This is a genomic window from Nonomuraea sp. NPDC050394, assembly GCF_044459065.1.
Taxonomy (GTDB): domain Bacteria; phylum Actinomycetota; class Actinomycetes; order Streptosporangiales; family Streptosporangiaceae; genus Nonomuraea.
This window is the reverse complement of sequence record NZ_JBITIO010000007.1, coordinates 1-25,152: the sequence shown is the minus strand read 5'-3', so window position 1 is coordinate 25,152 and position 25,152 is coordinate 1. Positions and strand designations below refer to the sequence as shown.

At 68.1% G+C, this 25,152-nt stretch carries 35 protein-coding genes; 4 read left to right on the top strand and 31 right to left on the bottom strand.

The window, feature by feature from the left end:
- Positions 1-24: 24 nt before the first annotated feature.
- Both ACIBKY_RS26810 and ACIBKY_RS26805 read right to left on the bottom strand, forming a co-directional pair.
- A complete protein-coding gene (locus ACIBKY_RS26810) occupies positions 25-303 on the bottom strand; it encodes a hypothetical protein (RefSeq protein WP_397100573.1) in 279 nt (92 codons plus the stop codon).
- 66 nt (positions 304-369) lie between these two features.
- Positions 370-747 (bottom strand): hypothetical protein, encoded by a 378-nt coding sequence (locus ACIBKY_RS26805; RefSeq protein ID WP_397100571.1) that lies wholly within the window; start codon positions 745-747, stop codon positions 370-372.
- Positions 748-855: 108 nt separating this feature from the next.
- On the opposite strand from ACIBKY_RS26805, the gene ACIBKY_RS26800 reads away from it, so the two are divergent.
- Entirely contained in the window at positions 856-1,113 is a 258-nt protein-coding gene (locus ACIBKY_RS26800) for a hypothetical protein (protein ID WP_397100569.1), read from the top strand.
- A 9-nt stretch (positions 1,114-1,122) separates the two neighbouring features.
- Here the strand turns inward: ACIBKY_RS26800 and ACIBKY_RS26795 are convergent, their stop codons facing one another.
- The 13 genes from ACIBKY_RS26795 to ACIBKY_RS26735 all read right to left on the bottom strand — a co-directional run bounded on the left by ACIBKY_RS26795 (position 1,123) and on the right by ACIBKY_RS26735 (position 11,838).
- Positions 1,123-1,869, bottom strand: coding sequence for an N-acetylmuramoyl-L-alanine amidase (locus tag ACIBKY_RS26795; protein ID WP_397100567.1), 747 nt, complete (start codon positions 1,867-1,869; stop codon positions 1,123-1,125).
- A 2-nt stretch (positions 1,870-1,871) separates the two neighbouring features.
- Positions 1,872-2,141 carry a hypothetical protein gene (locus tag ACIBKY_RS26790; protein WP_397100565.1) on the bottom strand — a complete coding sequence of 90 codons (270 nt, stop codon included), beginning with the start codon at positions 2,139-2,141 and terminating at the stop codon, positions 1,872-1,874.
- Between the two features lie 11 nt (positions 2,142-2,152).
- Complete coding sequence (locus ACIBKY_RS26785) at positions 2,153-2,428, bottom strand: hypothetical protein (RefSeq protein ID WP_397100563.1); 276 nt, start codon at positions 2,426-2,428, stop codon at positions 2,153-2,155.
- The gene (locus ACIBKY_RS26780) at positions 2,425-4,245 is read right to left on the bottom strand and encodes a hypothetical protein (protein ID WP_397100561.1); all 1,821 of its coding nucleotides are present in this window, start codon (positions 4,243-4,245) and stop codon (positions 2,425-2,427) included. Before ACIBKY_RS26780 ends, ACIBKY_RS26785 begins: the two co-directional genes overlap by 4 nt.
- Before the next feature lie 12 nt (positions 4,246-4,257).
- Positions 4,258-5,703, bottom strand: coding sequence for a hypothetical protein (locus ACIBKY_RS26775; RefSeq protein ID WP_397100559.1), 1,446 nt, complete (start codon positions 5,701-5,703; stop codon positions 4,258-4,260).
- A complete protein-coding gene (locus ACIBKY_RS26770) occupies positions 5,682-6,092 on the bottom strand; it encodes a hypothetical protein (RefSeq protein WP_397100558.1) in 411 nt (136 codons plus the stop codon). Before ACIBKY_RS26770 ends, ACIBKY_RS26775 begins: the two co-directional genes overlap by 22 nt.
- Positions 6,093-6,139: 47 nt before the next feature.
- Positions 6,140-6,580, bottom strand: a complete 441-nt coding sequence (locus ACIBKY_RS26765; protein ID WP_397100556.1) for a hypothetical protein — start codon at positions 6,578-6,580, stop codon at positions 6,140-6,142.
- On the bottom strand, positions 6,580-7,122 hold the full coding sequence (locus ACIBKY_RS26760) for a hypothetical protein (protein ID WP_397100554.1): 543 nt from the start codon (positions 7,120-7,122) through the stop codon (positions 6,580-6,582). The genes ACIBKY_RS26765 and ACIBKY_RS26760 overlap by 1 nt, the downstream gene beginning before the upstream one ends.
- Positions 7,119-7,382 carry a hypothetical protein gene (locus ACIBKY_RS26755; protein ID WP_397100552.1) on the bottom strand — a complete coding sequence of 88 codons (264 nt, stop codon included), beginning with the start codon at positions 7,380-7,382 and terminating at the stop codon, positions 7,119-7,121. The genes ACIBKY_RS26760 and ACIBKY_RS26755 overlap by 4 nt, the downstream gene beginning before the upstream one ends.
- A 9-nt stretch (positions 7,383-7,391) precedes the next feature.
- On the bottom strand, positions 7,392-10,301 hold the full coding sequence (locus ACIBKY_RS26750) for a hypothetical protein (RefSeq protein WP_397100550.1): 2,910 nt from the start codon (positions 10,299-10,301) through the stop codon (positions 7,392-7,394).
- A 153-nt stretch (positions 10,302-10,454) separates the two neighbouring features.
- Complete coding sequence (locus tag ACIBKY_RS26745; RefSeq protein ID WP_397100548.1) at positions 10,455-10,976, bottom strand: hypothetical protein; 522 nt, start codon at positions 10,974-10,976, stop codon at positions 10,455-10,457.
- The gene (locus ACIBKY_RS26740) at positions 10,976-11,434 is read right to left on the bottom strand and encodes a phage tail tube protein (protein WP_397100546.1); all 459 of its coding nucleotides are present in this window, start codon (positions 11,432-11,434) and stop codon (positions 10,976-10,978) included. Before ACIBKY_RS26740 ends, ACIBKY_RS26745 begins: the two co-directional genes overlap by 1 nt.
- Positions 11,434-11,838 carry a minor capsid protein gene (locus ACIBKY_RS26735; protein WP_397100544.1) on the bottom strand — a complete coding sequence of 135 codons (405 nt, stop codon included), beginning with the start codon at positions 11,836-11,838 and terminating at the stop codon, positions 11,434-11,436. Before ACIBKY_RS26735 ends, ACIBKY_RS26740 begins: the two co-directional genes overlap by 1 nt.
- A 117-nt stretch (positions 11,839-11,955) precedes the next feature.
- On the opposite strand from ACIBKY_RS26735, the gene ACIBKY_RS26730 reads away from it, so the two are divergent.
- Positions 11,956-12,396, top strand: a complete 441-nt coding sequence (locus ACIBKY_RS26730; RefSeq protein WP_397100542.1) for an HNH endonuclease — start codon at positions 11,956-11,958, stop codon at positions 12,394-12,396.
- Here ACIBKY_RS26730 and ACIBKY_RS26725 read toward each other — a convergent pair.
- The 5 genes from ACIBKY_RS26725 to ACIBKY_RS26705 form a co-directional block, all read right to left on the bottom strand.
- Positions 12,385-12,732 carry a hypothetical protein gene (locus tag ACIBKY_RS26725; RefSeq protein WP_397100540.1) on the bottom strand — a complete coding sequence of 116 codons (348 nt, stop codon included), beginning with the start codon at positions 12,730-12,732 and terminating at the stop codon, positions 12,385-12,387. The genes ACIBKY_RS26730 and ACIBKY_RS26725 overlap by 12 nt on opposite strands.
- Positions 12,729-13,043, bottom strand: coding sequence for a hypothetical protein (locus ACIBKY_RS26720; RefSeq protein WP_397100539.1), 315 nt, complete (start codon positions 13,041-13,043; stop codon positions 12,729-12,731). Before ACIBKY_RS26720 ends, ACIBKY_RS26725 begins: the two co-directional genes overlap by 4 nt.
- Positions 13,036-13,467, bottom strand: coding sequence for a hypothetical protein (locus ACIBKY_RS26715; protein ID WP_397100537.1), 432 nt, complete (start codon positions 13,465-13,467; stop codon positions 13,036-13,038). Before ACIBKY_RS26715 ends, ACIBKY_RS26720 begins: the two co-directional genes overlap by 8 nt.
- A 70-nt stretch (positions 13,468-13,537) precedes the next feature.
- Entirely contained in the window at positions 13,538-13,891 is a 354-nt protein-coding gene (locus ACIBKY_RS26710; RefSeq protein ID WP_397100535.1) for a hypothetical protein, read from the bottom strand.
- 1 nt (position 13,892) lies between these two features.
- On the bottom strand, positions 13,893-14,126 hold the full coding sequence (locus tag ACIBKY_RS26705; RefSeq protein WP_397100533.1) for a hypothetical protein: 234 nt from the start codon (positions 14,124-14,126) through the stop codon (positions 13,893-13,895).
- A gap of 174 nt (positions 14,127-14,300) precedes the next feature.
- Here ACIBKY_RS26705 and ACIBKY_RS26700 point away from each other — a divergent pair, with 174 nt between their 5' ends.
- Complete coding sequence (locus tag ACIBKY_RS26700; protein ID WP_397100531.1) at positions 14,301-14,459, top strand: hypothetical protein; 159 nt, start codon at positions 14,301-14,303, stop codon at positions 14,457-14,459.
- A 20-nt stretch (positions 14,460-14,479) separates the two neighbouring features.
- Here ACIBKY_RS26700 and ACIBKY_RS26695 read toward each other — a convergent pair whose 3' ends face one another.
- The 7 genes from ACIBKY_RS26695 to ACIBKY_RS26665 all read right to left on the bottom strand — a co-directional run bounded on the left by ACIBKY_RS26695 (position 14,480) and on the right by ACIBKY_RS26665 (position 22,073).
- Positions 14,480-14,815 carry a hypothetical protein gene (locus ACIBKY_RS26695; protein WP_397100529.1) on the bottom strand — a complete coding sequence of 112 codons (336 nt, stop codon included), beginning with the start codon at positions 14,813-14,815 and terminating at the stop codon, positions 14,480-14,482.
- Positions 14,816-14,827: 12 nt separating this feature from the next.
- Entirely contained in the window at positions 14,828-15,841 is a 1,014-nt protein-coding gene (locus ACIBKY_RS26690; RefSeq protein ID WP_397100527.1) for a major capsid protein, read from the bottom strand.
- Between the two features lie 23 nt (positions 15,842-15,864).
- Positions 15,865-16,476, bottom strand: coding sequence for a hypothetical protein (locus ACIBKY_RS26685; RefSeq protein WP_397100525.1), 612 nt, complete (start codon positions 16,474-16,476; stop codon positions 15,865-15,867).
- A 70-nt stretch (positions 16,477-16,546) separates the two neighbouring features.
- On the bottom strand, positions 16,547-17,674 hold the full coding sequence (locus ACIBKY_RS26680) for a phage minor capsid protein (protein WP_397100523.1): 1,128 nt from the start codon (positions 17,672-17,674) through the stop codon (positions 16,547-16,549).
- A 201-nt stretch (positions 17,675-17,875) separates the two neighbouring features.
- Positions 17,876-19,417 carry a hypothetical protein gene (locus tag ACIBKY_RS26675; protein WP_397100521.1) on the bottom strand — a complete coding sequence of 514 codons (1,542 nt, stop codon included), beginning with the start codon at positions 19,415-19,417 and terminating at the stop codon, positions 17,876-17,878.
- Between the two features lie 893 nt (positions 19,418-20,310).
- Positions 20,311-21,570 (bottom strand): PBSX family phage terminase large subunit, encoded by a 1,260-nt coding sequence (locus tag ACIBKY_RS26670; protein ID WP_397100519.1) that lies wholly within the window; start codon positions 21,568-21,570, stop codon positions 20,311-20,313.
- Positions 21,567-22,073 (bottom strand): helix-turn-helix domain-containing protein, encoded by a 507-nt coding sequence (locus ACIBKY_RS26665; RefSeq protein WP_397100517.1) that lies wholly within the window; start codon positions 22,071-22,073, stop codon positions 21,567-21,569. The genes ACIBKY_RS26670 and ACIBKY_RS26665 overlap by 4 nt, the downstream gene beginning before the upstream one ends.
- A gap of 130 nt (positions 22,074-22,203) precedes the next feature.
- Here ACIBKY_RS26665 and ACIBKY_RS26660 point away from each other — a divergent pair, with 130 nt between their 5' ends.
- The gene (locus ACIBKY_RS26660; protein WP_397100516.1) at positions 22,204-22,830 is read left to right on the top strand and encodes a hypothetical protein; all 627 of its coding nucleotides are present in this window, start codon (positions 22,204-22,206) and stop codon (positions 22,828-22,830) included.
- A gap of 195 nt (positions 22,831-23,025) precedes the next feature.
- Here the strand turns inward: ACIBKY_RS26660 and ACIBKY_RS26655 are convergent, their stop codons facing one another.
- The 4 genes from ACIBKY_RS26655 to ACIBKY_RS26640 form a co-directional block, all read right to left on the bottom strand.
- The gene (locus tag ACIBKY_RS26655) at positions 23,026-23,523 is read right to left on the bottom strand and encodes a hypothetical protein (protein ID WP_397100514.1); all 498 of its coding nucleotides are present in this window, start codon (positions 23,521-23,523) and stop codon (positions 23,026-23,028) included.
- A gap of 29 nt (positions 23,524-23,552) precedes the next feature.
- Positions 23,553-24,245, bottom strand: coding sequence for a hypothetical protein (locus ACIBKY_RS26650; protein ID WP_397100512.1), 693 nt, complete (start codon positions 24,243-24,245; stop codon positions 23,553-23,555).
- 21 nt (positions 24,246-24,266) lie between these two features.
- Positions 24,267-24,662, bottom strand: a complete 396-nt coding sequence (locus ACIBKY_RS26645) for a DUF6248 family natural product biosynthesis protein (RefSeq protein WP_397100510.1) — start codon at positions 24,660-24,662, stop codon at positions 24,267-24,269.
- Between the two features lie 103 nt (positions 24,663-24,765).
- Positions 24,766-25,152 (bottom strand): hypothetical protein (locus tag ACIBKY_RS26640; RefSeq protein ID WP_397100508.1); only part of this gene is annotated, 387 nt, incomplete at its 5' end.

The following is a 25,152-nucleotide window of genomic DNA, read 5'->3' as shown; positions in this document are numbered from 1 at the left end:
GGGGGCGATCGCATGCCTGGGCTGTTAGGGGCGCTCGGCCCAGCCCTGGATGACGAGCTGCCGGCCGCGGTCGTCGCGCGGGTCGGCGACCGGGGTCACCTTGCGCTGGCTGGTGAACCAGGCCCAGGCGAACAGGGCCGCGTCGAAGAGCTGCTCGACGCCGTTCTCGGTGAGTTCCCACTCGGGCGGGAGCCAGCCGAGAGCGATGCCGAGGCGGGCGAGGCCCATGAGGACCAGGGCGAGCGCGCCCCGGACGAGCAGCGGGTAGCGGACGGCGAATGGGGTCTTGGGGGCAGGATGCATTGCCTCCTCCTTCGGGAGACGACGAAGCCCCGGCCAGCAGGCTCGGAGCGGGGCGACCGAGGACGGTCAGGAGGTGGGGGTCGGCGTCGGGCTGGGGGTGGGCCGGGCGCACGCGTAGGCGGGGACGCCGACGGCGGCGTCGGTACCGCGGGTGCAGATCGCGGTGACGCCCTCGAAGGTGAAGTGCATCTTGGCGGGCATCTTGAACGCCGGGGGCACGCCGTCGATGGACGGCACGAGGACTTTGCGCTCGCCGCTCTTGCACTTGCCGTGACGGCTCTTCGGAAGATTCTTGGCTTCCAGGACGCGCACGGCGCCCTTCGGGCTGATGCACAGGCCGTATGTCTTGGCGGGCTCCTTCGCCGTGACGGAGGCGGCGGCCAGGCCGGTCCCGCCGGCGAGGATGAGGGCGAGGGCGGCGATGGGTGCGATCTTCTTGAACACGGAGTTCTCCTGTGCTCGGGGACATGAAATGGCCCAGGCACACGGGCCTGGGACGACTGGAAATCTCAACAGGAGATTCGCCCCTTTTGGGCCTTGTTGAGACATGGCATGATCGCGGTCGTGAGTGAGCCTGAAGAGCCGAAAACGCCCGTGTCAGCTAAGGCGTCAGGCCGTTCGGACGAATTCGACTATCTGCGACAGTTCGGTACGACCACGGTTGTCGCTGCGCTCGTGATCGCCTGCGCCGCACTCGTGATGGAAGGCGGCGATCCGCCGCTGCCGTTGATCGGTGGTTGCCTGATGGGCGCGCTGGTGGGCGTGGGTTTGCGGATCGAAGCGGCCATCCGGAGCCGCACCCCCAGCTGAAGGCGGCGGCTACCAGCCAGCGCGCCAGGTGTTCGGGCCGACGATGCCGTCGACGGCAAGGTCCTCGCGGCGTTGGAGCTTGCGCGTGTTCGCCGCGGTGGTCTTGCCGTACCAGCCGTCGACCATGGTCTTGAACCCAGCCTGGGTGAGCGCGGCCTGCCAGGCGCGCACGTCCGCGCCGTGCATCATCGGGCGGCCGGTGAGGTATTTGAGGAGGCGTCCCGGCCACGCGGGCGGCTGGTCGTCGTCGGGGGTGCCCGCGATGATGCGCTTCGCGCGGACGATGATCTCCCGCTTCTGCGCGATGATCCGCGGCCCCGGGCAGCTCGTGTGTCCGCCCCATGCCTGCCCGCCCATGGAATGGTGGCCGAGGCCGCGCCCGTTCGGGTCGCTGGTGCTCTGGAGGGGCACGTCGTGGACGCGGTGGGCCCAGGCGAGGACCTCGGCGCAGCGGTCGAGCTGGGCGTCGGTGAGCTCGTCGCCGCCGCGGCCCTCGTTCTCGATGCTGATCCAGCGCGAGTTGCCGTCGCCCTGCGTCCACGCCTTGTCGCGGGTATCGACCCACTGGCGCAGCTGCCCGGACCGGCCAGTGCCGAAATGCGAGCTGGCCTGAGCCTGCCGGTTGCGGAACCACGAATCGGTGCCGCCGAGGGTGCCGGCCATGATGTGCAGCACCACGCCGCGCACCTCGCGCTGGCCGCCTAGCGTGTAATTGACGGTGATCGGCATCCAGGTGGCGCCGGGCATGCGGGCCATGGTCAGCCTCCTCGGACGAGGGCGATGAGGGTGAGCACCAGCGAGGCGAGCGCGATGAGGGCGGCCAAGGAGGGGAGTGGCCACCGGCCCCTCTCCAGGGTGCGGATGCGGGATTCGTGGTCGGAGAGGTCCTTGGCCAGCTCGCCATGCGCCTGGGCGACCTGCTCGACCTTGCCGTCGATCTTGTCGAGTTTGCGGTCGGTCTGGAGGAGCTGGTCGTAGATCTCCCGCGCTCCGATCTGGACGGGGCCGAGGGGGTCGGGCTGCGTCACGAGGGCTCCGTTCAGGTGTTGATGATGTTGCCGTCGCGCAGCGAGATCAGGAGCGCCTTCAGGTCGAAGAACAGGAAGGCGATGCCGTTGGACTGCGCCTGCGCGTACGCCTGGTTGTACGAGGCGGGGGCGCTGCCGAGGTCGAAGTCCGTCTGCGACACCGCCGCCCCCTTCGGGAAGTCGATGGTCAGGCCGGGCCGCACCCGGGCGTCGGCTTCCAGCTTCTGCAGGCGCCGCTCCATGTCGCGCAGGATGCGTTCCAGATCGGACCCGTACTGGTCGGTCACGGCACCTCCACAGCTTCGAGAGTGAGAGTGACTTCTTCGCGACCCCGGCCTTTGCCGGTCGGTCGCACTTCGATGCCGATGATGCGCTCGGAGATGTCGAGGCCGGCGCCGCCGTCTTCGCGCTCATGCCACACGTCTGTGATCAACAACCTCGCGTAGTCGCCGAGGCTGTTCATGGTGAGGGTCGAGCGCTTCGCGGGCAGGACGGTGACGGTGCGCACCCACAGGGCGCCGCCCGCCACGTCGGCGTAGTAGGCGGCGAGCGTGTCCAGCTCGTCCTGGTCGAGCGACTGGGTGGGGTGGTCGACGAGGTGGTCGATGCGGGGCCAGCCTGCTGCCCGGTGGGCGGTGGTGACGAGCTCGGACATGAGCGGCACTGCGGTCTCTTGGGCCTCTACCTGTGGTGTGCCGCCGCGGACCTGCCAGTCTGTACCGCCGCGCAACGCGTCCATGTCGAGGCCGTAGGAGTCGATGTCGCCGCCGTGCGGGCTGGTCGAGAACACGTGCTGGATGGACGTGCTGATCTTGGGCGCGCCCCACACCCACGTCGAAACGACGTCGCCGGACTCGTCGACGGTCTCGGCGAGGAAGTACTCGAAGCCGTTGCCGGTCTTGGAGAACTCGGCCACGACCCGGCCGTAGCTGGTCGCGTCAGTCGACTTGATCAGGAGCGGCCGAACCTCGCCCGTGCCGCCAGGCTGGTAGACGATGCCGAGATCCCCGCCGAGCTTGGTGAGCCCGTGAGCCAGCACAAACCTTGCGTTGTCGATCTGCTCGTCGTCACTGCCGTCGAGGGTCTCGGTGACGCGCAACGAGAACCAGACGGCGTCCAAGGTGCTGGCGCGAAGCTCGATCGCGATCTTCCCGTCCTGGCCGCGTGAGAGGCGGGCGCCGGTGAGCAAGTACCGGCCGCGCAGCTCGCCGTCTCGCCAGATGCGGATCTGGACCCGGCCGGGGCCGGCGGTCAGGTCGGTCCGGAGTTTGGGGATGATCCGCCGTACGGCGGCGGCCACCCTCGTGTTCGGGATGGGGAGCGAGCAGGAGAAGCGGCCGGGCTCGCGAAGACGCTTGGAATAGACGGGATCGCGCGGGTAGATGTCGTCGATGTACTGCCCGGAGAGCAGGTCGTGCGCGGTGTAGCGGTAGAGGGCGCGGCCCTTGACCGCGTAGGCGGGCACCGGCGGCGGCTCCGGGGTGTAGTCGCCCGGGGCGACGATGAGCGTCCACGCCTCCCACGCGGCGACGACCGCCAATCCGGGGTCGATGTGGCGGACCGGCAGCGCGGCGCTGGACAAGCTCGTGCGGGCGCCCAGGAAGGCGCTGGTGTTGCCACCGTCGTGCGCCTGGTCCTCGACGGCCATGCCCTCCGGAGCGAACGTGATGGGCACGATGGGGTTACCCGCGATGCAGTAGCGGACCTCGACGCCCGCGGCCACCCCCGGCGAGGCTGCCGGGCACGGGACCCCGGCCTCGGGGGCAATGCCTCCGGAGTCGGTGACGGCCAGGATGCCGGACAGGGTGGCGCCGCGCAGGTGGAGGAGGCCGACGAGGCCGCGGTCGCCGTCACCGAGCTCGACCGCGTACGAACCCGGATTGTCGGGGCTGGTCACGCTCGCGTACAGGCGGGTGCCCTCGAACTCGGCCTGGATGGTCCAGGGCTGGCCGCCGGTGATGTCGACATCGTCGAGGCTCCCGTTGGTGGTGACGAAGGCGAGGACTGTGTCACCGGCCATCACCCCGGCCGGGGCGTCGACGAGGTCGAACGGTCCGGTGACGGGGGTGACGGTCGCGGCGCGCGGCGTGGCGGTTCCCGGCACGACTCCACCCCCTTAGCTGATGGCGTGGCGCCAGAACGTCTCCATACCGGCCGTCCCGCCGGTGTCGCACGTGAAGAGCAGCGTGTTCGCGCCGGGGTCGAACACGAAGTCCTTGACCGAGGTGGAACCCGGTACGAGGTCGTTGAGGTGATCCGTCTCGCCGATGAAGACCCTGCCGTCCGTCACCTCGACGACCAGGGTTTGCCCCTCGGCGATGACGGTGTCGAAGGCGATCACCCGGTCGTTGGTCAGGTTCTCGACCTGGACGCCGGTGGCCGGGCCGGGGAAGCGCAACTCTCCCGGCGTCGAGTCGTTACCGTCGTTGAGGATGCTGGTATGCACGTCCTTGGCGATGGTCAGCGAGGAGCGGACCGGGTCATACCGGCGGGGGTCGCTCGCGGTCCATTGGAGGCCGCCGTGCATCAGGCCGAGCCGTGCGCGGCGGTCGATCGGACCGGGCTTGCGGTCGGACAGGAAGGCGCGTACTAGCCGCGGTTGGAGGTCGTCGAAATCCCACACCACCAAGTAGCCCTCATCCTCGGTCTGGGCGGGCCCGGTGGCGAGCACCAGGTCGTGGACGACCTGGCCGATCTGGTCGCGCGGGGCCTTGATGAGCATGCCCCAGTTGATGATGCGTTCCCCGCTGTACGGCTGGCCCGGATAGCTTCCGGATGAGTCGGGCCTGTCGACGTTGCCGCTGATCCACGGTGCGGAGTCGATCCAGCCTTCGAGCCGCTGCCACGAGTACGGGGTGAGCGACCCGAGGAGGGTTCCGTTCCATTCGATCTGACCCGGCCGCGTGATCGCGTCCCCTGGCAGGACCGGGACGGTCGCCATGATCGCGGGTACGGCGGCGGCCACCGCGACCGGCGCGAGGGTGACGTGCGCGTCTGCCTGGATGGCGGGCGCGTACAGGGCGACCACTGCGGCGATGGAGGCGAGGGTGGCGTTGGAGCTGACGGCCAGTTGCGGCGCCGGGACGTCTGCGGTCGCGGCGATGGTGGTGGGTGAGACGACCTCGGTGTTCTCCGTCGTCACCGACGGGTCGGGGATGCTGGTGGTGGCAGGGACGGTGCCGAGGACGGTGCTGGAGCTCGCCGACACAGCGGCCGTAGGCACGGTCGTGGTGGCGGCCACGGTGGCCGGGGTGGGGGAGGCGGACACGGTTGCCGTCGCCCCGGGTACGGCTGCTGTCGCGGCGACGGGGCCGATGGTGACTGACGCGTCCGTGTTCAGCGCCCCCGGCTCCGTCGAGGTGCCGGTCCCGCCTGACAGGGTTTGCCCGTTGCCGCTGTCGTCGGTGGTGCCCGCGGTGGTGAACCGGTAGAACGCGAACAGGTTCGACGTGCGAACGGGGCTGTTCGCTGTGTACTCGGCTTCCAGCTCGGCGCCGGATAGTGCGGCCGTCCAGATGCGTACGTGGGACAGGCAGCCGTTCAGCCACTCGGCTCCGTACACGGATTCCCGAGCCGTAGCCGGGTGATGTCCGTCGTCCCGGATCCGAGCGGGGGCGTGAACGAGGTGAACGAGCCGGCGCCTTGCGCGCGGAGCCGCACGATGGTGGTGGAGGCGTTGACGCTGACGCCGACGAAGTACCAGGTACCGACCGTGAGCGCGGTGAGGTCCTCTGCGGCGGCTTCCGTGGATATGAACAGGGTGGTGCCGTCGCTGCTTGCCCCGATGACCAGCAGGTCGCTGGTGCTGTCGTCGTCGAGGCAGAGGAAGGTGGAGTAGTTGTTGCGGTCAACGGACAACTTCGCCCAGAAGCACAGGGAGAACGTCGACGTGGATCCGATGGTGACGGTGCGGACGTAGTCCTCGCCGTCGGCGTCGAAACGGACTGCCATGCCCGCCCACCTCCTTCACTGTCAGCGGGGACGGGCGGGGGCGCCGGCTACGGCGGGGTGAGGTCGAACGTCACCAGCCCGTTGGAGTGCGGCGTGACGAGTAGGGTCCCGTCGGCCGTGTTATAGGCAGTGACGAGGTCGACGCCGAACATGAGTGGGTCACCGGCGACGGCGGCGGCGAAGAAGTCGATGAACCTGACGCCCGACAACGTGCTGCCGGTCCACTGGAATGCGTTCGACGAGAACTTCGATACGCCCGCGCCGGGCCGGGTGAAAGCCGTACCGAGGACGACGACGCCCTCAGCCGTGTAGCCCGTCCCGCTGATCTCGTTCGTCGCGCTGTAGGCGGTGTCGCTGTTGTAGTTGACCGCGCCCGCCTTGGTCGCGTTGTAGAGCGCTGCCTTGTGGTCCTCCGCGTCCCAGACGAGGCCCAGCGCGGTGGCGTCGAGGATGTCCTCGAATGTCGGTAGGTACACACCGGATGCCATCAGCTGTCCTTCCTGGCAGTGGCGCGAGCACGCGACTTCACGGTGATGCTCGGCGCGGTCACGTCTGCGCTGCCGGGCGGCAGATCCGGCGGCACCGGATCACCAACCACGACCCCGCCCAGCGCCGCCAGCTCGCGCCGAAGTGGTACGGCGAGCGCGTTCAGCGCCTCCAGCTCCGCGTGGGCGGCGACGAGCGTGAGCTCCACCTCGGCGCGGGCCTGCGGATCCTCCCGGGCGTCGTTCTTGCCCGTCTTGACCAGCATCGGCCCGGCGAGGATCTCCTCCAGGCGCGGGATCGTGCGGGTCTGGAGTTTGTCGATCTCGGCTTCCCGGCGCAGCCAGGTGCGCGTCTCCTCCATGCGGGTGGCCGCCTCCACCTTGGCGGCCTTCGCAGCCCGGATGGCGCCCACGTCGCCGCCCTCGACGGCCTCCCAGTACGCCTCCTTCGCCTGGTAGAGGGCCTCCTCGATGGGCTCCAGCGCGTCTTCCAGTGCGCGCACCGCCTGCCGGGCCTTCTGGCCGTGACGGACGATCCTCTTCATCCTCGGTACTCCTTGCTGATCGTGACGCCCGTCCACGGGTTGATGCTGAGGTGAGGCAGGACGACACGCGCGTCCTGACCCGACCAGCGCATGCGGATCTTGTTGCCGTGCTGGTCCGTGGTGACCTTGATCCAGTGGCCGGTCACGATGTCCCGGTATTCGCGGACGACCGGCCGGATCTGGTGTGACCAGCCGCGCGGCCGGGCCGCCACGGACCGGAGCCGCCGTAGGTCGGCCTCGCTGTATCCCTGCACGCTCATGCTGACCTCCTAGACCAGGCCGGATGCGACGACGTTGAAGCCCACCGTCTTGCCGATCTTGTCGATATCGGGCTCCTCACGAACCGTCGACCCGGACATGTCGACGTTGACCGTCACTCCGGACCCAGGCGCGGGCGGCGGGCCCTGGGAGACGCCGTCCAGACCAGTACCAGCCGACCCGCCGACACGGCCGCCCGCAGTGGCCACGGACGCGTCTGCGGGCCCGCCGGGCTGCATCCCGGCGACCATGCGGCCGAGACTCCCGGCCGCCTGAGTGGCGATCTGGTTGGCGACGCCGGTGATCGCGGAGATCGCCTGCGGTCCGCCGGTGGTGATGCCGAGGGCGAGGCCGGCCATGGTGTCGAGGCCGACGTCGGCCATCACCTGACTGGGACTCTTGATCTTGAGCTCGCGCTTGATTGCCGACACCAGAGCCTTGACGATCTTCGTCATTGCGGCGTCGATCTTCTTCAGCGAGTCCTGGAGGCCCTTCAGGTAGCCGTCCCCGGCCTTCTTGCCCACGTCGTACAGCGCGTCGGCACCGCTCTTGCCCAACTTCTTGGACATGTTGTCGATCTGCTTCTGGGCCTTGTTGATCGCCTTGATCTCCGACCCGTCCGCGCCGACCAGCATCTCCGCGATGGACGCGCCGCCGTCGACTCCGGCCTCGATGATCTGCCGCAACGTCTCTTTGTTCAGGCCGCGCTTGGCCAGGGTCTGGATGTCGTTGGCGAAGTCCTTGATCGACTGCGCTCTCGACTTGAGCGCTCCCGAGAAGTCCCCAGCCTGGAGCTCCTCCTCGTTGAGCCCGGTGATGCTGGCCCATTCCTTCGCATCGCCCGCAATGGTCTTCGCCATCTCCTTCGCCGCGGCCAGCTGCTGGACGAGTTCGTCACGCTGCTTGGCGAGCTTCGCCAGGCTGTCGTTGCCCTTGGTCACGAAAGCGATGAGGCCGTCGGCGACGTCAGGCTGGGACTTGAAGGCGTCCTTGATCTTGGCCACCATCTGCTGGACGGCGGCGACCGCCTGGCCCTCCTCCTCGGTGAGGCCCTGGATGAGACCGCGTACGGTCCATCGGCCGACCTCGGCCATTACGGTGCTGGGGCTCTTGATGCCGAGGAAGTCCTTCGCGCCTTTGAGTGCGCTGGCGGCCAGGTCCTTGGCCGCTTGGACGGCCGAGCCGATCATGGATCGGATTCCGGCGATCAGGCCGCCGCCGAGGTCCGCGCCGGCCTTGGTCGCATCGCCCTTCAGGCTGCCTAGCTTGCTGGTGACCTTGCCGACTTCGGTCTGTGCCTGCTTGGAGTCGGCGTCGATCTTGATGTCTTTGTTCGGTGGGATCTTGGTGACGGTCTTCCCGAACTCATCAACGATCTTGATGCCCGTCTTCGTCCGCTCCACTGTGTAGCCGAGAGACTCGGCCAGCCCGACCAATGCCTGACCGCCCAGATCTGAGCTTCCGGCCAGCTTGGCCAGCGCGCCCGCGTTCTTCTCGAACGCCGCCGACGACTTCTCGGTCTCGCCCGTCGCAACCTTTTCAGTCTCCGCCGCAGCTGCGAGCTTGCCGAGCATCTCCTCCAGCATCTGGCCGCGCTCGCGACCCTTGATCGTCCCCTTCTCCATGCCGTCCGTCAGCTCGGCGATCGCGTCCTTCAGGTTGTTGCTGGCACCGAGCGCGGCCTGGGCCGGATTGAACAGCTCATCCAGCGACGTCTTGAAGTTACGGACGCCAGCAGCGGCCGAATCCGACTCGCCGCCGACGTCGCCGATCGTCTTCTTGATCCGCTCGAACGCCGCGTTGGTGTCGTCGATCTTGGTGTCGAACAGGTTGAGCACGCCCACGGTTGGGTCGATGTCCAGCAGGTCGCCGGCGCCCTGAATCTCGGTGATGCCTTCCCAGATGTCGGCCAAGACGGAGACCACATCGGCGCCTGTGTCGATCACCTTGGTCATGCCGACCACGAGGTCGCCGAACTCGTCGGCGTGATCGCTCGCGGTGCCTGCTAGGGTGTCGATCGCGCTGTTGAGGTTGGTGAAGATCTCCGGGCTGCGGGTGGCTAGCTCGTCGAGGATGTCGCCGAAGCCTGCACCTAGATTTTCGAGACTGGGGCCCATGGAGGCGATCCCGTCGCCCCACGCGTCGATGAAGCGGTCGACGTCGGGGACGAGGTCCTCGAAGGTGCGGCGCAGGGACGGCTTGAGCCGGGCGAACACCCGCTCGGCGACGTCTGCGGCGCGGAGGACGCTGCCTTCCATCGGCTGCGCGACGTCGGCCAGCTCGTCGCGCAGTTCGCGGCCGAGCCGCGTCCACCGCTGCTGTACGGCGTCGCCCTGGGCGACCGACATGACGCCCACCGCGACCAGCGCGCCGCCCAGGGCGAGGGTGATGCCCGCGGCCGCGACAGTAGCGACGGCGGGCAATCCGGCGATGGCTGCCCCCGCGAGCCCCACATTCGCGGGCCCCGCCTTGCCGACCAGGTCGAACGCCCCGCCGAGTGCCGATGAGATCCGGCCTCCGGAGCGCTCGGCCCCGTCGCCGAGGCCGTCGAAGAGGTTCTTGCCCTCGGCCACGAACCGGCCGCGCCCGTCACGCAGCCTGCCATCCGCGCCGCGCACGAACGCGTCACCCGCCCGCTCGCCAGCGGCCCGTGCCGCAGGCTCCGCCGAACTGAGGCTCTGCTCGATCCCGGCGACGAGCCTGGACAGGTCCTTGAGCGCGTCGTCCGGGTCCATGCCGTCGCTGATCGACTGCGCCACCCGGGCGAAGCCACGTTCGACCGTGGACTCGATCCGATCGGTCGTGGAGGTGGTGACCGCGTCCAGCCGCTGGAGGCGGCGCTCCGCCTGATCGAGGCCGCTGTCGAAACCGCGGTCGTCGGCGTCGATGATGGCGACGAGTTCGCCGACGGTCATGCTCACGAGAGACCACCGCCTCTCGCGCTACGTGCTACAGGGTGTCGATGAAGTCGGCCGCGCGGTCGCCGCTCAACTCCAGCGGTGCGTTGGCCGTGATGTGGCGGTACAGCGACCGGGTGGAGAGGCCATACAGGTAGACCTTGAACTGGCGCCAGGTCAGTGCGGCGATGTCTTCCGGCGTGAAGCCGTACTCCCTCTTGAAGTCGGCTTGGATGACGAGCCAGTACCGCCTGATCCGCTGCTCGTCCGGGCCGAGCCAGTTTCTTTTCCCGAGCCGGACCGCGCCTGCTGGGCCTGCGCCATCTCGTGCGCCTTGCGGAAGGAAGTGGGGATGCCCTTGCCGTTCGCGTACCCCCACGCGAACACGACCCGGAACTCCTCCTCCTTCATGCCATTCGCGATCCACGCGTCGAGTGCGTCGGCGCCGAAGAGCGCGGCCACGAGCCCCTTGAAGTCGTCGGCGCCTTTGACCTTGTCGAGGGTGCGCTCGAACATCAACGGCAGATCGTGCGGCACCTGCACCTCGACGCCGCGGATGATTCGGGTGGTCGGCCCGCCCAGCTCGGCGGCCTTCTTGCGTTCGACCTCGTCCCAGTACGCGTCCCACTCCTCGAACTCGTCCTCTTCATCTTCGGGGAGGTCTTCGTACGCGTCGTCGACTGGCTCGGTCGCCGACATCAGGCCACCGCCGCCGTGGTGGTGAGCCCGCTCTTGGTGATCGTGGCGGCCCAGGCTCCGACGGCGTTCGTATCGCCGCCCTTCTCACCCAGCACGGTCGTGGCCTCCCAAATCTTCCACGTGGTGTGGCGGGGGTGGCGGAACCGATACCTCGCGATCGAGTCTTCGCCGAGCTTGTCCTCGCCGGCGTTCTCTTCGACCTGGGCGCGGCCGGGCTTGGGCAGGCCGGTGGCGGAGTCGTTCTCCTCCTGCCCGGACAACACCATCGAGGCGCCGCGCTGCATGATCCACTCTTCGTAGGCGCCCTGCGAGTCGAAGTCGGTGCGCACGGCGCGTTCAACGTTCTCGCCGGGGTTGATGGTGAGGGTGGCGAGGTTTTCGACGCGGAGCCAGGTGCCCGGCGTGGAGGTTTCGGCCTCCACGATCATGTCGCGGGCCTTGATCTTCACGGACGCCATTAGTTCTCCCTATTCGTGCTGGTCCGGCTGATCTCGCAGCGGACGTTGACGGTGTACTCGTCGCGCTTGTTCGCGTCTTGGCCGATGTAGACGGGGCCGCCGTTGAGGCCGACCATGAGCGACAGTCGGGTGCCGCCGACCAGCATGAGGTCCTGGAGGCCGTTCAGCGCGTCGTAGATCGTTTCGGCGTCGTGTTCGGCTATCCGGGGGTCGGCGGCCGGGCCGCGGCAGCGGAATTGGATCCGGGGCTCGTCGTAGTTGTCGGCCAGCCGCGACTCGGCGCCGCCGTACCGGGCGACTGCGACCGCGCGGTCAGGAGCGGCGGGCATCTTCGTGGCGAAGTGAGGTCCGAGGTCGAGGTCGAGCTGGTCGAGCAGCGCGAGCAGCTCCTCCAGGAGCGTCATAGCTACCCCCGGTCTTAGAGTGCTGGCATGCCAGAAGGACGCCCCGCAATCCCCGCCGAACTGAGACGGGCATTGCTCGTTGAAGCGGGCCACCGATGCGCGATTCCAACGTGTCGTGTGATCGGCCCGCTGGAATTCGAGCACATCGACGATTGGTCGAAGGTGCGAGCCCATGAGTTCATCAACATGATCGTTCTCTGCGCGAATTGTCATGGACGAAAAGGCGACGGTCCGGGCCAGATAGACCGTAGATCTCTACGCCAGTACAAGGCCAACCTCAGCATCCTGAACAGCCGATACAAGGGAGTCGAGCTACAGCTCTTGGAATGGCTGGTAGAGAATCCCGATCAAGAAGGAGCCGCCATATCGCGCGGGATGCACTGGGCGGTCTACGGTCTCATCCGAGATGGAGTCGTCCGGCATATCCAAGTGCACCCTGCTCCCGGCGTGCAGATGGGGTATGCCCTTCTCGTGGACGGCCTCATTCTCACAGACGCAGGGAAAGTGCTGGTCGGCAAGATTAGAGAAGGCCGTCCAATGAATGATCTACCGGAGTGATCGTCGGATCTGAGCGGCGATCAGCTCCCACATGGTGCCCGCCTCGTCGTTGAGCGGCTGCTCCAGGTACTTGGCCTGCCGGCCCGGGTCATGCCGCCAGGTCAGCTCTTCGTGCTGGCGGACGGCGTACACGGTGTCGTAGGAGACGGCGGCGCGGAGCGCGCCGTCGTCGACGCTGGCAACCGCGCTGTTGATCAGCGTGGACTCCTCGATCGGCGCGACCGCCGTCGACCGCTCCAGCAGGTGCTCGGCGGCCTTGTGCAGGCCGCGCACCGCGCCCGCACGCTGGCGTGCGCGGATCTGCTTGGTGTTGAGCTTGAGTCGGGCGCGCGTCATTGGAGAGCCACCTCCAGATGATCGGGCGTCGGGAGACCGCCGCCATCCCGGCGGAGCGCGGCGAGGACCTGCGCCTGGCGGCCGTTGACGGTGACGCGGGAGCCGACCGGGCACGTGGTGTCGAGGGGCATGTAGATGACGGTGCGGGCCACGATCTCCTCGCCGGTGTTGTCGAGGATCTTCTGCAGCTTGTCGTCGACGAAGCACTTCACCTCGACAGCGGCGCCGTACTCGGGGCCGAAGGGGCCTTCGCCCTCGTGCGGCTCGACCTCGACGGTGTGGCGGAGGAGCCAGGCCGGGATGCTACCCATCCGCCACCCTGGCGCAGCGGTAGGTGTACGGCTCATGGCCGGTCAGCCCGGCCTGCTGGAGGACCTGCCAGGCTTGTGGTGCGAGGCGGGCGGCGGCCGAGCCTCCACCACCCGCCCCGGCCTGCGAGCCGCGCCCCCGCCTCGCCAACCGGAGGGAGCCGAGCTGCACGTCATCCCACTTGCCCGACACGCCGGTGCCCGATTCGCCCTCCTCCACCCACGCGGCCACCTGCTCGCACGTCGCCTCCATGAGCGCGGTCATGTGCGCGGCCTCGGTGGGCATCCCGTCCTCGTCGACGGGGTAGACGGCGGAGAGCAGCGCGGTGTCCACCTCGCGGGAGGCCCGGGTCAGGAGGAGCGTGATGCCGTCGGGCGGTGTCTGGCCGGTGTACGTCTGGTAGTCGCTGCTGGTCGCATACGCCATGGGCACCTCCCAGGTGGTCGCGGGCGGGACGCAGCACCCTCAGCCATCGCCCGCCCGCGGGTTCGACCGGTCAGGCGTCGAAGACGGCGACCGTGACGTTGGTCGGGGTCGTCCCGGCGTAGTTGACCCACACCGACCCGTCCGGCTGCCGGTACGACGCGTCGAACGGGCCGTACGGCCGCCACTTGCCCGCGGCGACCGCATTCCCCGGCAGGTCGGCGACGGCCAGCGAGGACGGCCCCACGACGCTCGGGTTGACGAACGTAGGCGTCAGCGCGGCGTCGTCGCCGTTGAGGACCACGAAGATCCGGTGCGGCGCCCACTGGAACGAGTTGCCGTCGGTCAGCTCGGCCGCGGTGTCGACGGCCTCGGGGTCGATGCCGGCCTCGGTGAGCTTGGTGGCGGTGAGAGCAGTACGCGCCATGTCAGCTCACCACCGCGATCGGGCACTTGGCCACGGCCGTCTGGCTGCCGGTGGTCGCCGGGAACACGCCGTCCAGCCCGCTGCCGAAGGTGAAGCCGGGCGACTTGCCGCCGACGGCCGCGGCCGCAGTGACGATCGGCGCGCACCCGATCAGCGTGTTCACGGTCGTGGTCGCCGTGGTGGTGGTGGCGACGATGTAGAAGCCGTCCTTCTTGATGACCTGCGGCGTGGCCAAGGCGAGCTTCTTGGCGGTGTTGACCGCCCACGCCGCGGTGAGGATGTCCGCGGTCTGCGCGAGCAGCGCCCCGTCCGGGTCATACAGGGCGTGCGCCGGTGAGTCGGGGTGTTCTCCGCGGTGTTGCCCGCGACGAAGGCAATGCTGGTGATCAGGTCGCCCTTGCGGAGCCAGATGCGGGTGCCGATCGCCACCCCCGACGAGGTCGCGGCCAGGTCGGACGTGCACGCCCACGCGGGGATGTTGCTCCTCACGAAGGCGGACTGGTCCTGCCCGGGCAGGGCGTTGAACGGCAGGTCGAGCGCGGCGGCGTCCGCCAGCACGCCCTCGTAGTAGCGGCCGAGCGTGGTCATCTACTCGCCCTCCTTCTTCTCGGGGTTCTCGCCCTGCTTCTGCTCGGGCTCCTTGGGGGTCTGCTTGGCCGGGGCACGCCGCGCCTTAGGCTTCTCCTCGATCTCGGGCAGCGGCTGGCCGGACGCGTCGGTCTCGACCACCTGGTAGCCGGGCCGGCGCTGGGCGAACAGGACGGCGGACCGGCCGGTCTGCACCATCGGGTAGTCGGCCTCGCACTCACCTGACTCGCCGCGGGCGTCGTCGAAGGACACGCGGGCGACGCCGTCGGCGAAGGAGATGGCGCCGACGCGGCCGGTGAAGTCCGGCCGCGGGCTGTGGATCTCGAAGTACCTCATCACGGTGGCCTCCTACTTGACCTTGATGTTGCGGAAGACACCGCACGAGCGTGCGTGCTTGAGCACCAGCGTCGCCGGACCCATTTCGAGTTCGCCCGTCTTGACCGCGCCAGCCGTGTCCCAGTCCGGGTCCCAGGTCCGCATCAGCTCGCGGCCCGCCACGCTGGCGCCGTGCAGAGCGTCCATCCCGAACCGGACCGCGTACAGGTCGGTCAGGTTAGTGATGTTGCCGCCGCCTCCGCCGCCGTCCGGGTCCCGAGTCTCGATCGGCACGATGTAGCTGTTGCCGGTGAAGTCGTCGTTCTTCGTGCCGAGGTCGACGAGGACGGCGTTGCCGTACCGCTCGATGACGCGGCCGAGGTCGTCGGACTCCTTGGTGTACAGGCCTGCGCGCTTGGCGATGGCCTTGATGCGGGTCATGAGGACCCGGTTGCCGAGCAGCGCGGTCGGCTGGTCGTTCATCAGGCTGAGGAACTCGTCCAGCTGGTCGGAGACGGTGATGGACTTCTCGGCGGTGTCGACGGTGGCCGCAGACCAGTCCACGTAGTAGGTGCTGGTGTTCTGAAAGTGCTCGGTGACCGACCCGGTCAACGCCACGTCGAGGCCGTCGAACCCGAGCGCGTTGCTGGCGTGGTCGCCGTTGACGAGCTGGTCGGCGAAGGTGACACGGCAGCCCTTGATCAGCTCCGACGTCTGGAAGGCCATCTCGTCGGTGCGAGCCTGACCCAGGTGGGCCAGGACTCGGTCCAGGTTGTAGGCGCCGCCGAACGGGTACAGCGAGCTGCTGATCTGGACGCGGCCGGCCTGTGCGGGCGTGTACTCGGTGTTGTAGGCGCGGAAGGCGCCGCCGCGGGTCTGGGTGAGCCGCGAGTAGGTGTAGGCGAGGGTGCCACCACCGGTGGGGTTCGCGGTGTCGTCGAACGTGATCTGGTCCAGCAGCCACGACGTACGCCGGGTTTCGTCGATCACTGCGTAATCGACGTCGCTGCTGGCGTTGCGCATGGCGTCCGCCAGGGTGATGGCCATTACTCACACTCCGTGTAGAGGAATTACTTGTTTGTGCGGGCGTATGCCTCGCGGAGGTTCTTCGGCCGCTCGCTGGTGCCGGCGGAGCCGTTGCCGCCGCCGAAGTCACCGCCCGAGGGCGGCGGGGTCTTGGGGGCGAGCTTGGCCAGCCGGTCGACGGCCTTCTTGATCGCGGCCTCGTCGACATCGCCCTTGTCGTCGACGAACTTGCCGACGTCGATGTACTCGGCGGCGTCGCCCAGGTCGAGGTTCTTGCGCGCGAGCGCGGTCTCGAACTTGGCCTCGGCCAGCTTCCGGCCGGCGGCCACCAGCGCGGTGGTCTCGCCTTCCTTGCGGGCCTTCTCGACGGCCTTCTCGGTCTCCGTCATGGAGGCCTTCTTGACCTTGTCGAGCTCGTCGGCCGCTGTGCTGTTCTCCTTGGCGCGTTTCTCCCACTTGCGGGCCTCGGCCTTCCAGTCCGTCCCGTCGCCATCCTGTGCAGGAGGGGCTGGTGGGCTCTCGGGAGGCTTGGTGTCGTCGGCGGGCGGTGCGCCGCCCTCGGGTGCGCCTTCGCTGCCGCCTGCCTGGAGGCGGATGGGGCGGCCGTTCTTGCGGTAGCCGATGATGGCGCCGGGGGCGTGGAACAGGTGCTGCATGGTGTCTCCCGTGCGGGATGGTGGGGTGGCCCGTGCGGGCCTGGCCGCCACGGAGGTGTGGCGGAAGTCGTTAGCGGGCGCGGCCGATCTGCTCGCGGTACGGCAAGCGCTTGAGGCCGTGCTCGTCGATGTGGGCGCGCAAGACGGCTTGCCACTCGCGCACCTTCGCGTCGGCCTTGCGCTTGGCGACCGGGTCGAGGGCGCCAGCGGAGCGTCGTTTCCAGCGGCGGATGTGGCGTTCGATGGCGCGCTGGCGCTGCTTGGCCTCGTAGCCGTCGGGGTCGCTCACGGCGTTATCGACCTTGGTGACACCCGGCAGGAACAGCGACGTCGAGTGCGTGCACTGGGGGTGAAAGAGCCCGGCCGCGCGCGCGACCGCGATGGGGACGACGTTCACGGCGATGATGCGGTCGTCGACGATCTCGTCCTCGCGCAGCACCCGCCCGGACTGGCCGGAGAGGGATAGGACGCGGCGTTCCCACGGGCGGCAGAGTTCGCACTCGCGCGGGCTGTCGGAGACGATGACGAGGTCCTCGCCAGCGTCGGTGAGGCGGTCGGCGTGGCCTTGTCGCATGGCCTGGTGGGTGCCGGTGCGTACGGCCATCTCGACGTAGGAGGCGAGCTCCCACCTGCGGCCGGACACGTCGGTGAAGCCCGTGACGCCACGGTCGAGGAAGCTCTCCCACGCGCGCTGTGCCGCCTGCCGTCGCGTCTGCACCCCGAGCAGTACCTCAGGGAGCGCGGCGCGGGCGATCACCTCACGGTAGACGTCGAGCGCCCACCTGAGGATTTGGGTGTGCGTGCTGCGCAGGGTGAGCGCCAGCTCGCGCGCGAGCCGTACCAGCGCGCCGAGGCCGGGGAGCGCCTCCAGCGCGTTCACGAGGTCGGGCAGGGGGGCGTCGGCCTGGATCTGGAGTTCGCGCAGGGCTTGCTGGCCGCCGCGCTGCGCCGCGAGGGCGATGGCCTGCCGTACCCGGTTGTCGGAGTCAGTGCCGAGTTTGTCGAGGATGACCTCGATGCGGCGCCGCAGCGTGGTGAGTTCGCGGAGCTTGTCGGCCGCCCAGTCCGGGCTGTCGATGCCCGCGCGCAGCGAGGTGGCGATGTCGCGGGCCAGCCGCTGCTCGACGCCCGTGTACAGGTCGAGCAGTGTGCGAACGAGGTCGTCGACGGTCGGGGTGGCCAACGTGACCACCCCCACGTGTTACTCCTTGCGGCCTCGTCGGGCAAACGTGGCCGTGCGTGACCTCCAGCCGTTCGGCATGTCGACCGCTGGCCCGTTCGTTGGTCCGGGGAGAGGTATGCGCAGAAGCTCGTACATGAACTCCAAGAGCTGCTTTCTGTCTTGGGCCTCGACAATCCTGAGCATGATGCCAAGAGTAAACGAATAGGTTACGCATCATCATTGCTCGGCATTTGTCAGTTCGTCCTCGCCTTCGCTGTTCTCAGCGGGCAGTTGGCCGAACGCGCCGAGGTCGGCGAGCGGATCCGGCCGCGCGTCCCCGATGAGTTTGACCTCGTCCTTCACCTGCTTGTCGTCCCAGTCCGGATGCAACATCTGGACGAGGGTCTCGTCAGAGGCGGCTTCGGCGCGCCGCCACAGTTCGGCGACCTGGGCTAGCTGCAGCATGTCCGGGGACACGCTGTCTGCGAGCACGAAGGTCGGCCGCTCGGGCGTGACGCCACTCCCGAAGAGCTCGGCTTCCAGAGCGAGGTGCATCTCGACCATGAACGCGATCTCGGGAACGGAGTACAGGCCCTTCACGCCGCGCGTCGTCAGGCTGCGGCGTTCCTTCGCCGACACTTCGGTTGCGGTCACTGCGACCTCACCCCGCAACCCGAACGACTGGGCCGAGTAGCCGGACGATCGGAGGATCGCCTCCAGGAGTTCGGCCTGGGTCTCCTTGTGCTCGGCTACCCGGATCTCGAACTGCGTCGCGGTGATCTCCATGCGGTCGTCGCCGCCGAGGACGTTCATTGCCTCGTAGATCTCGCGGTTCGGGTCGAAGTAGGCGCCCTGGCCGGGGCCGAGGTTCTGGAGGTAGGAGGAGGGGACGTGGATGCGGCCCAGCCCGTTGCGGATGTCACGCATCCACGACGTCCAGGTCTGGTCGAGCTGATCCATCAGCCCCATGATCGGGCCGTCGAAGTCGGAGCGGCCGAGCGGGGCGCCGGCCGGGTAGTTCCGCCACATGCGTTGCGGGCGCATGTTCGGGACGTGGACAGCCGTACAGCGCGGCAGGTTCGTCGAGGTGGAGGGCGGGAGCTTGGCGGTCTCGGGATGGGCGGTGAGCGAGATCTGGTCGCCCAGGTTGCCGGGGCCGCCGCGGTAGAGGCCGTTGAGGATGTAGCCCGGCTCGTGCCGCTCCAGATGGATGAGACAGTCGTTGTCGTCCTGCTCGACGATCCGCCAGAACGTCGCCGCGTAGAGGCGGCCGTGCCGCCACTCGGGCACGGCCGCGTCGGCGTGGACGGCGGCGATCCACGGCTTCTCGGCGACGCTGCTGTCCCACACGCTGCGCAGGTAGTGGGAGCCGAGAGCGCCGCCAACCTCCGCGCCTTCCAACAGGGTCGCCTGCAGCTGAGGGAGCATCTCGTCGATTCGCGCCTGCGTCTGCGGGTTCTCGCAGGTGATGGTGGGGGGTTCGGAGTAGAGGAGGGTCGCGCCCATGGTGGCCAGGTCGGAGGCGGCAGGGAGGTGGACCTTGGCGCGTTTCTGGCCTGAGGGGGTGGGTTCGCCCCAGAACCAGCGGGCGACGGCGCCGACGACGCCGCCGCGGTGCTGGGAGGGCCTGTTGGTGGGGAGGCCGGCGGCGGTGGGGTCGCCGTAGAGGGCGGCGAGGCGGTCGGCGTCGCCCACGTACCAGGCGTCGAGCGTGTTGTAGTGCTGGTAGATGGGCTGGAGGTGTCGGGGCGGCCAGACGCCGCCGGTGGGGAGACCCATCGGACCCCTTCAGAAAGTTGTCGCCGCTCTGTATGTGCACCATTCGCGTAGCTCATGCCCGCGCCAGTGCTTATGTGAGTTCCGAGCCTGTCTGTCGGCAGGAGGACGAATTGGGGGCTAGGTTGCCAATAGGGCAAACTGTGAAGTTTGCCGCGTTTGCGCAACCAGGAAGGTAAGCCTTCTGTGGCTACGCGGTGTAATCAAGCAAGCGGCTGCCATGGTATGTATATAAAGGTCAAGTGAGACATTCTGAGAGATGTCTGGGGATAGGGGCATCCCGAATGTTTTGCTTTCACCAGCCTAGTGCCATGGGAGGGAAATGGCTGGCATTCGAAAGCTCCTCGCGCCGACGGGAGGGGCGGTGCTGCTGCTCGCGCTCTTCGTAAACCCCGCAGGCGCTGCAGCTAAGCCCTTGTGTGATCCCGTAACGCCTGTATTCCTCGGGAGCCACTTCAACATCAAAGCCCAGGCGATGACCACATCCTTGCCGTGGGTGAACGGCGAAGCGAAGGTCGATTCGTTCACGGCTCCCTGTGGGACCATGGCCCAGATCGAGATCCAGCGCAAGGTATGTGGGTTCTGGGGATGTAATCCTAGAACGCGGGTAACTAGCGATTGGGTCGAGGTTCCGCAACGAGGGAATATTACGGTCTCGGCGCGAACATCCTGCAAAGAGGGTACGCACTCGTATCGCGTCTACGCGACATTGCGCTATCCGCGTATATCTGACGAGGGGCCCACGGGCTGGAAAATTGATGTGGGGCCTTGGCACAAGGTTACATGCACCTAGGAGGGAGAGTCTGCAGGTTGGGGGTGACATCCTCATCCCTACCTGCAGTATGTTCATTTCTGAAATCTCCTGCTCGATTAAATAGCGATACTAAACCACCATTCTAGTATGCGTCTATTGTTGGCTTGCATAGCTGGTGGCGCCAGATCTGCCGGGTGGTGTGGATGCCGTACCGGATCATGTCGAGGCCATGGTCGGCGACCTTGACGGGGACGTCCTCGCCCTGCTCGGCCTTGTCCTCGTCCCAGGAGTAGCCCGGGAACTCGTTGATGATCTCCGGGCAGGACGCGGCGATCTTCAGGCGGTCCGTGGCCAGCAGCGACGCGACGGTCATGATGCCCGGCAGGACCTCGTTGTCGCCGAGCGTCGATGTGAGCCCGTCCTCGTGAAGCTGCGCCCGGAAGCTGGCCGCGCTCGGGTCGATGACGGTGTACGGCGGCCGGCCGCCCGTCGCGTCCAGCCAGGCCCGGAACCGCGACGAGTACTCGACGTCGGTGAGCTGCCGGTACTCGCGCTTGCTGTCGTAGCGCCATTCGTGCGTGAGGTACAGCCGCTGATCGGCGCCCAGGCCCAGGCGCCCGGCATGGAACGGGTTCGTCGTCCCGTAGTCGGCCGCCGCACTGATCCACTGGGTGATGGGCGGCACCTCGCGCACAACGTGCTTGGCCGGGTCCCACATGTCGTAGATCGCCCCGGCCGCCAGACACCATTCGCCCTCGATGAACCGGCGCCGCCACAGGCCGACGTACTGGGCCATGAGCAGGTCGATGTACGACTGCTCCAACGACGGGTTGTCGCGGAGGGTGAAGTGCCAGCTCCTCACGCCGACTGCGGTGCCGCGGAGGAGGAAGTCGGTGCGGAGCCAGTGCGCCGGCCCGTCCGGGTTCGTCGTCGCCAGCAGCTTTGCCCCGGGCACGCGCAGGCGCGAGAGCAGCATCATCCAGAAGCCCTGCGGCAGCAGCGTCGCCTCGTCCACGTACGCGAGCGCGATCGTCGCACCCCGGATCCTGCCCTCAGCCTTCGCATCGGAGGCGCCGACGAGGTGGACGGTGCGGCCGAGGATGACCGCCGTGGTGGAGCCCTGGGTGTGGTGGACCTGGCCGGCCAGGAAGCCGAACAGCACGCTGGCCTGGAGAGGGTCGATGATGTTGCGCTCGATCGTCTGCAGGGTGCGGCCCACGATGACGATGAGGCCGTGGTCGGGGGCGCGGATGACCGCGATCAGGAACGCGAGCAGGCTGGCGATGGTCTTCCCGCTCGACACGGCGCCGGCCCACAGGGCGATCTGAGGCGTGGCCAGCGCGCCCACGATCGAACGGAGCTGCTTGGGGGAGAGTACGCGGCCGAGGGCGTCGAGGTTCACGCCTCCTCGTCCGGCAGGTTGGCTGCGGCGACTTCCAGCGCCTCGGCGATCGCGCTGAGCATCGAGCGCGCCTCGCTGGCACCGCTGTTGGCGTCGTAGTCGGTCAGCCTCAGGGCCTTCTCGACGGCCACGCCGACGGTGGACATGATGTCGCGCTTGTCGCGGAACGGCGGCTCGTCGACGGGGTGCTCGTTGTACACGTTGTCCCGGCCGCCGAACGAGTGGATGGTGCAGGGCTCCCAGAGCTGCTTGCGGAGGCGTGCGGCGTCGGCGAGGAGGTCGGAGGCGAGCTGGGCGCGCCTGGCGGCGTTGTCGGCGGCGCGGGCTTCGGTAGCCTGCCGGGTCTGCTTGCGGTCGAAGGTGATGCCCATGGCGGCGGCGGCGCGGCTGATGGTGGAGCGGTCGCGGCCGAGCTGCTTGGCGATGGCGTTGCAGCCGAGGTCCTGGGCGTGCAGCTGGCGGATCTGGGTGCGTTCGTCGTCGGTGAGGGGCGGGGAGGACATGAGCACCACCCCCGGGATCGCGCGAAAGCCCCGCTCTGTGGCCAGGCTGGCTCATATTGACCTGGCCTTCAGCGCAACATGGGTCTGATCGTCGGAGATATGCCTCATAGGCGACCGAGGAGGACCCAGGATGCCTGGATGGCTTGACCTGGAATGGGGCCGAGTGCCGGAGTACATAGGCTCCGTGATGGCTGGCACATCTGCCGTGGTTGCTGCTCTGGTCTACCGACGTAGCGTTCTTGAGAGGGAGCGGGACCAAGCGAGCCGCGTGGCAGCGTGGGTGGAGGAAGCCGACGAGGGTCGGCAGAAGCTATATGTGGCCAATCGGAGTGACGCCAGCATCTTTGAGATTGCCGTTAGGGTCTCCGAGGGCGACGGGCCGCTGGCTCTGCGAGAACTCCCCGCAGCGACGACCGCGGAAGCGATGGTTAAAGGTGCGCCAGTGTCAAGGACCTTTACGCGCGGGCTGGAGTTCTCGCCTGGCCTCATGTCGTCTATGGAGCTCCACTGGGTCACGGAGCTGACAGGATTGCCAGAGTTGACTTTTAGGGATGCCTTGGGGCGCCGTTGGGTTCGGGATCACTATGGTCGGCTTCGACGCATTCGTGCGGTGCGCAGAGAGCTTTCGAGTCTGAAAGCGGAGTACTCCTTGTTGGGGCTTTTGCGAGTCAGTCTCCAGCAGGACAAGCAGTTTCCCTCGGGGAAGCTGGATGTTGGCCGCCGCCGGCCGTCGGATCAGCCTGACGGTGAGGCGTAACTGTGATCAGATCCGCCTCTGGCCGTTTCAGGGATGGTGATGGTTGATCCCGGTCACGGCCAGGTTGGTGGTGGGGGGCATGGTCATCCGCTACGAACGCGAGAAGCCCCGCACTCAGGCGGGGCTTGCCAGGTCTTCGGGCATGCGGAAGACGCCTCGATCATGGGTTATCCACAGGTCGTGTGTCAAGCCAGGTCAGAGGCGAGGTGCGAGGACCTGCTCTGCAGCCTTCGGACCCATCTCGAACCAGTTACTCCAGATGATTCGTCCATTGGCCAGTTCCGCACCAATTCGGCCCCGGCTGCCTTGGGCCGGATCAGCGGGTTCCTCGGTTCCGCTAGTGCGCCACCGCTCCTGAGAAATGCCCTTTAGCGTGTGTGGAAGATCGCCGAATAGGCCGATTTCGCGCACGGGGTTCAAGCTGTCGTCGCCGTGGAACCCCACGACCTGCACTTCGCCCGCGCGGTGGTTGCTCACGATCACGTTCACGTACGTCTTGCGGATGAAACCGGGCTCCGGGTATTTCTCCAGGTCCTCAACGGAAACCGACGCCTTCACCTTGATCTTGTATCCGCCTCGCCTGAACGTCCGCCAGGTGAGGAGCTGTCCGATCACTGACACTGCTAGACCTGCAGCTCCTAGGCCGCGTGCGAACCAATCGGGCTCGGAAGCTGCGGTGGCCAAAACGCTCATGCACCAATGATCTCGTTCTGTCCCGTGTGCTACAGGAGTTTCGCCAACTTCTCCCAGTCCCTCAGCGGCCAGCACGGCTGACCGCCCCACCATGTGCCGACCTCGCGTAGCGGGGGCTCGCACACGCCCGTGCAGATGATGGCGACCTGGCCACCGGGCAGTTCGACGACGCGCCACGTCCACGCGCCGCCGGCCGGATGCTCGACGTCGACGCCGTGGCACCAGGGGCAGACGACGCGGACGGTCTGGCCGGTGTAGAGCATGGCCAGGCAGCGGGCGACCTGCTCGTACATGCGGGTCAGCGTGGGTTCGGCGAGGGCTGCCCAGGGGCCGGGCTCGTCCTCGAGGTCGCGCTGTTCCTCGAGTAGGAGGGCGCGAATGTGCTCGAGGTACGGCCGGGCGTCGAGCTGGCCGTGGGCGGGCGGGGCCGGCGGCGGGGCGATGGACCACTCGGTGAGTTCGGCGGCGAGGTCGTCGGCGCGCACCATGACATCCAGGGCGGTCTGGAGGACGCTGACGTCGACGGGCGCGGGTGACTGGCCGAGGCCGAAGGTGCTGCGCTCGATCCGCTCTACGCGGGCTTGGGCGTCACGCTCGGCGCGCACGGTGGCGGACACCTCGCTCTGCTGCCAGGGGCGTGGTGTGGCCATGGGGAGGCGGGCGTCGAGGAGGTCGGGCCAGTAGGCGATGAGCCAGTCGAGGGTCTCGACGACGTTGGTCACGGGGCAGCTCCGAGAGGGTGGTCAGGCGGTGGTGAGGTCGAACAGCGGCACCAGCTCGTAACGCGGTACGGCTGGCGCCGGCTGAGGGCAGGCGCAGGGACACGACCAGCGGCATACGCGGTCCGCGAGCCACACCTGGGCGACTGGTGTCGGCCGCGGTGGGCCGTCGATGGTGACGTGCTGGTACGGCTGGGCGAAGCATGCGGGGTGGACGCCGGTCCGGTCGGCGATCATCCCCTCGCGCGATTGGCGGGGGCCGCGGGTGCATCGGTTGTGCTGGTTGTGGGTGCAGGGGTGGCAGGCAGGCCGGTGGCAGGCGCATTGGGTGTAGTGGCCGGGCCAGGTGGTGGTTTCGACGTTGCGCATGCGGTCGGTCCAGGCGTGTTCGCGGACCCATGCGGCCTGTTCGGGGGTCATGAGGCGATCCGGATGCGGGTCTTGAGGCAGGTCGGGCAGCGTTGGGTGAGGACGCGGCCGACGGCTTCGATGGTGATCCACTGGTGACGGTGGAAGAGGCGCATCACGGCTCCCTGCCCAGGATGGCGCGAAGCTCGCGGAGGGTCCGGCCGACCGCGCCGAACCCCATCTCGATCAGCTCATCGAGGCGGGCGCGAGCGCGGGCGTTGGCGGCCTCGGCCTGGTCGGCACGCGCCTGGGCTGCGGCGAGCTGCTCGGCGGCCTGCGCCTCCGCGTGGACGGCCTCCACGGTGGCCGTGAGCACGTCATGCTGCGCGGTCTCCAGCTCGGTGTCGCGTACGTCGAGGGCGGCGTCGACGAGCCGGTTGAGGGCGCCGGCGGTGCCGAACGGGCCCCAGATGCAGCGGTCGGCGAGGGTGTCGCAGGCTGTGCATCGGCCGAGGGCGGCGGCGAGGGCGTCGTGGAGGCGCTGGCGGAGGGTGTCAGCCAC

Bases quoted from the DNA above. Each gene is read 5' to 3' on its own strand.
- ACIBKY_RS26810 (WP_397100573.1), bottom strand. From the start codon at position 303: ATGCATCCTGCCCCCAAGACCCCATTCGCCGTCCGCTACCCGCTGCTC.
- ACIBKY_RS26800 (WP_397100569.1), top strand. From the start codon at position 856: ATGATCGCGGTCGTGAGTGAGCCTGAAGAGCCGAAAACGCCCGTGTCA.
- ACIBKY_RS26795 (WP_397100567.1), bottom strand. From the start codon at position 1,869: ATGGCCCGCATGCCCGGCGCCACCTGGATGCCGATCACCGTCAATTAC.
- ACIBKY_RS26770 (WP_397100558.1), bottom strand. From the start codon at position 6,092: ATGGCAGTCCGTTTCGACGCCGACGGCGAGGACTACGTCCGCACCGTC.
- ACIBKY_RS26765 (WP_397100556.1), bottom strand. From the start codon at position 6,580: ATGGCATCCGGTGTGTACCTACCGACATTCGAGGACATCCTCGACGCC.
- ACIBKY_RS26760 (WP_397100554.1), bottom strand. From the start codon at position 7,122: ATGAAGAGGATCGTCCGTCACGGCCAGAAGGCCCGGCAGGCGGTGCGC.
- ACIBKY_RS26755 (WP_397100552.1), bottom strand. From the start codon at position 7,382: ATGAGCGTGCAGGGATACAGCGAGGCCGACCTACGGCGGCTCCGGTCC.
- ACIBKY_RS26745 (WP_397100548.1), bottom strand. From the start codon at position 10,976: ATGTCGGCGACCGAGCCAGTCGACGACGCGTACGAAGACCTCCCCGAA.
- ACIBKY_RS26740 (WP_397100546.1), bottom strand. From the start codon at position 11,434: ATGGCGTCCGTGAAGATCAAGGCCCGCGACATGATCGTGGAGGCCGAA.
- ACIBKY_RS26735 (WP_397100544.1), bottom strand. From the start codon at position 11,838: ATGACGCTCCTGGAGGAGCTGCTCGCGCTGCTCGACCAGCTCGACCTC.
- ACIBKY_RS26725 (WP_397100540.1), bottom strand. From the start codon at position 12,732: ATGACGCGCGCCCGACTCAAGCTCAACACCAAGCAGATCCGCGCACGC.
- ACIBKY_RS26720 (WP_397100539.1), bottom strand. From the start codon at position 13,043: ATGGGTAGCATCCCGGCCTGGCTCCTCCGCCACACCGTCGAGGTCGAG.
- ACIBKY_RS26715 (WP_397100537.1), bottom strand. From the start codon at position 13,467: ATGGCGTATGCGACCAGCAGCGACTACCAGACGTACACCGGCCAGACA.
- ACIBKY_RS26710 (WP_397100535.1), bottom strand. From the start codon at position 13,891: ATGGCGCGTACTGCTCTCACCGCCACCAAGCTCACCGAGGCCGGCATC.
- ACIBKY_RS26700 (WP_397100531.1), top strand. From the start codon at position 14,301: ATGCGGGTGCCGATCGCCACCCCCGACGAGGTCGCGGCCAGGTCGGAC.
- ACIBKY_RS26695 (WP_397100529.1), bottom strand. From the start codon at position 14,815: ATGAGGTACTTCGAGATCCACAGCCCGCGGCCGGACTTCACCGGCCGC.
- ACIBKY_RS26690 (WP_397100527.1), bottom strand. From the start codon at position 15,841: ATGGCCATCACCCTGGCGGACGCCATGCGCAACGCCAGCAGCGACGTC.
- ACIBKY_RS26685 (WP_397100525.1), bottom strand. From the start codon at position 16,476: ATGCAGCACCTGTTCCACGCCCCCGGCGCCATCATCGGCTACCGCAAG.
- ACIBKY_RS26675 (WP_397100521.1), bottom strand. From the start codon at position 19,417: ATGGGTCTCCCCACCGGCGGCGTCTGGCCGCCCCGACACCTCCAGCCC.
- ACIBKY_RS26665 (WP_397100517.1), bottom strand. From the start codon at position 22,073: ATGTCCTCCCCGCCCCTCACCGACGACGAACGCACCCAGATCCGCCAG.
- ACIBKY_RS26660 (WP_397100516.1), top strand. From the start codon at position 22,204: ATGCCTGGATGGCTTGACCTGGAATGGGGCCGAGTGCCGGAGTACATA.
- ACIBKY_RS26655 (WP_397100514.1), bottom strand. From the start codon at position 23,523: ATGAGCGTTTTGGCCACCGCAGCTTCCGAGCCCGATTGGTTCGCACGC.
- ACIBKY_RS26645 (WP_397100510.1), bottom strand. From the start codon at position 24,662: ATGACCCCCGAACAGGCCGCATGGGTCCGCGAACACGCCTGGACCGAC.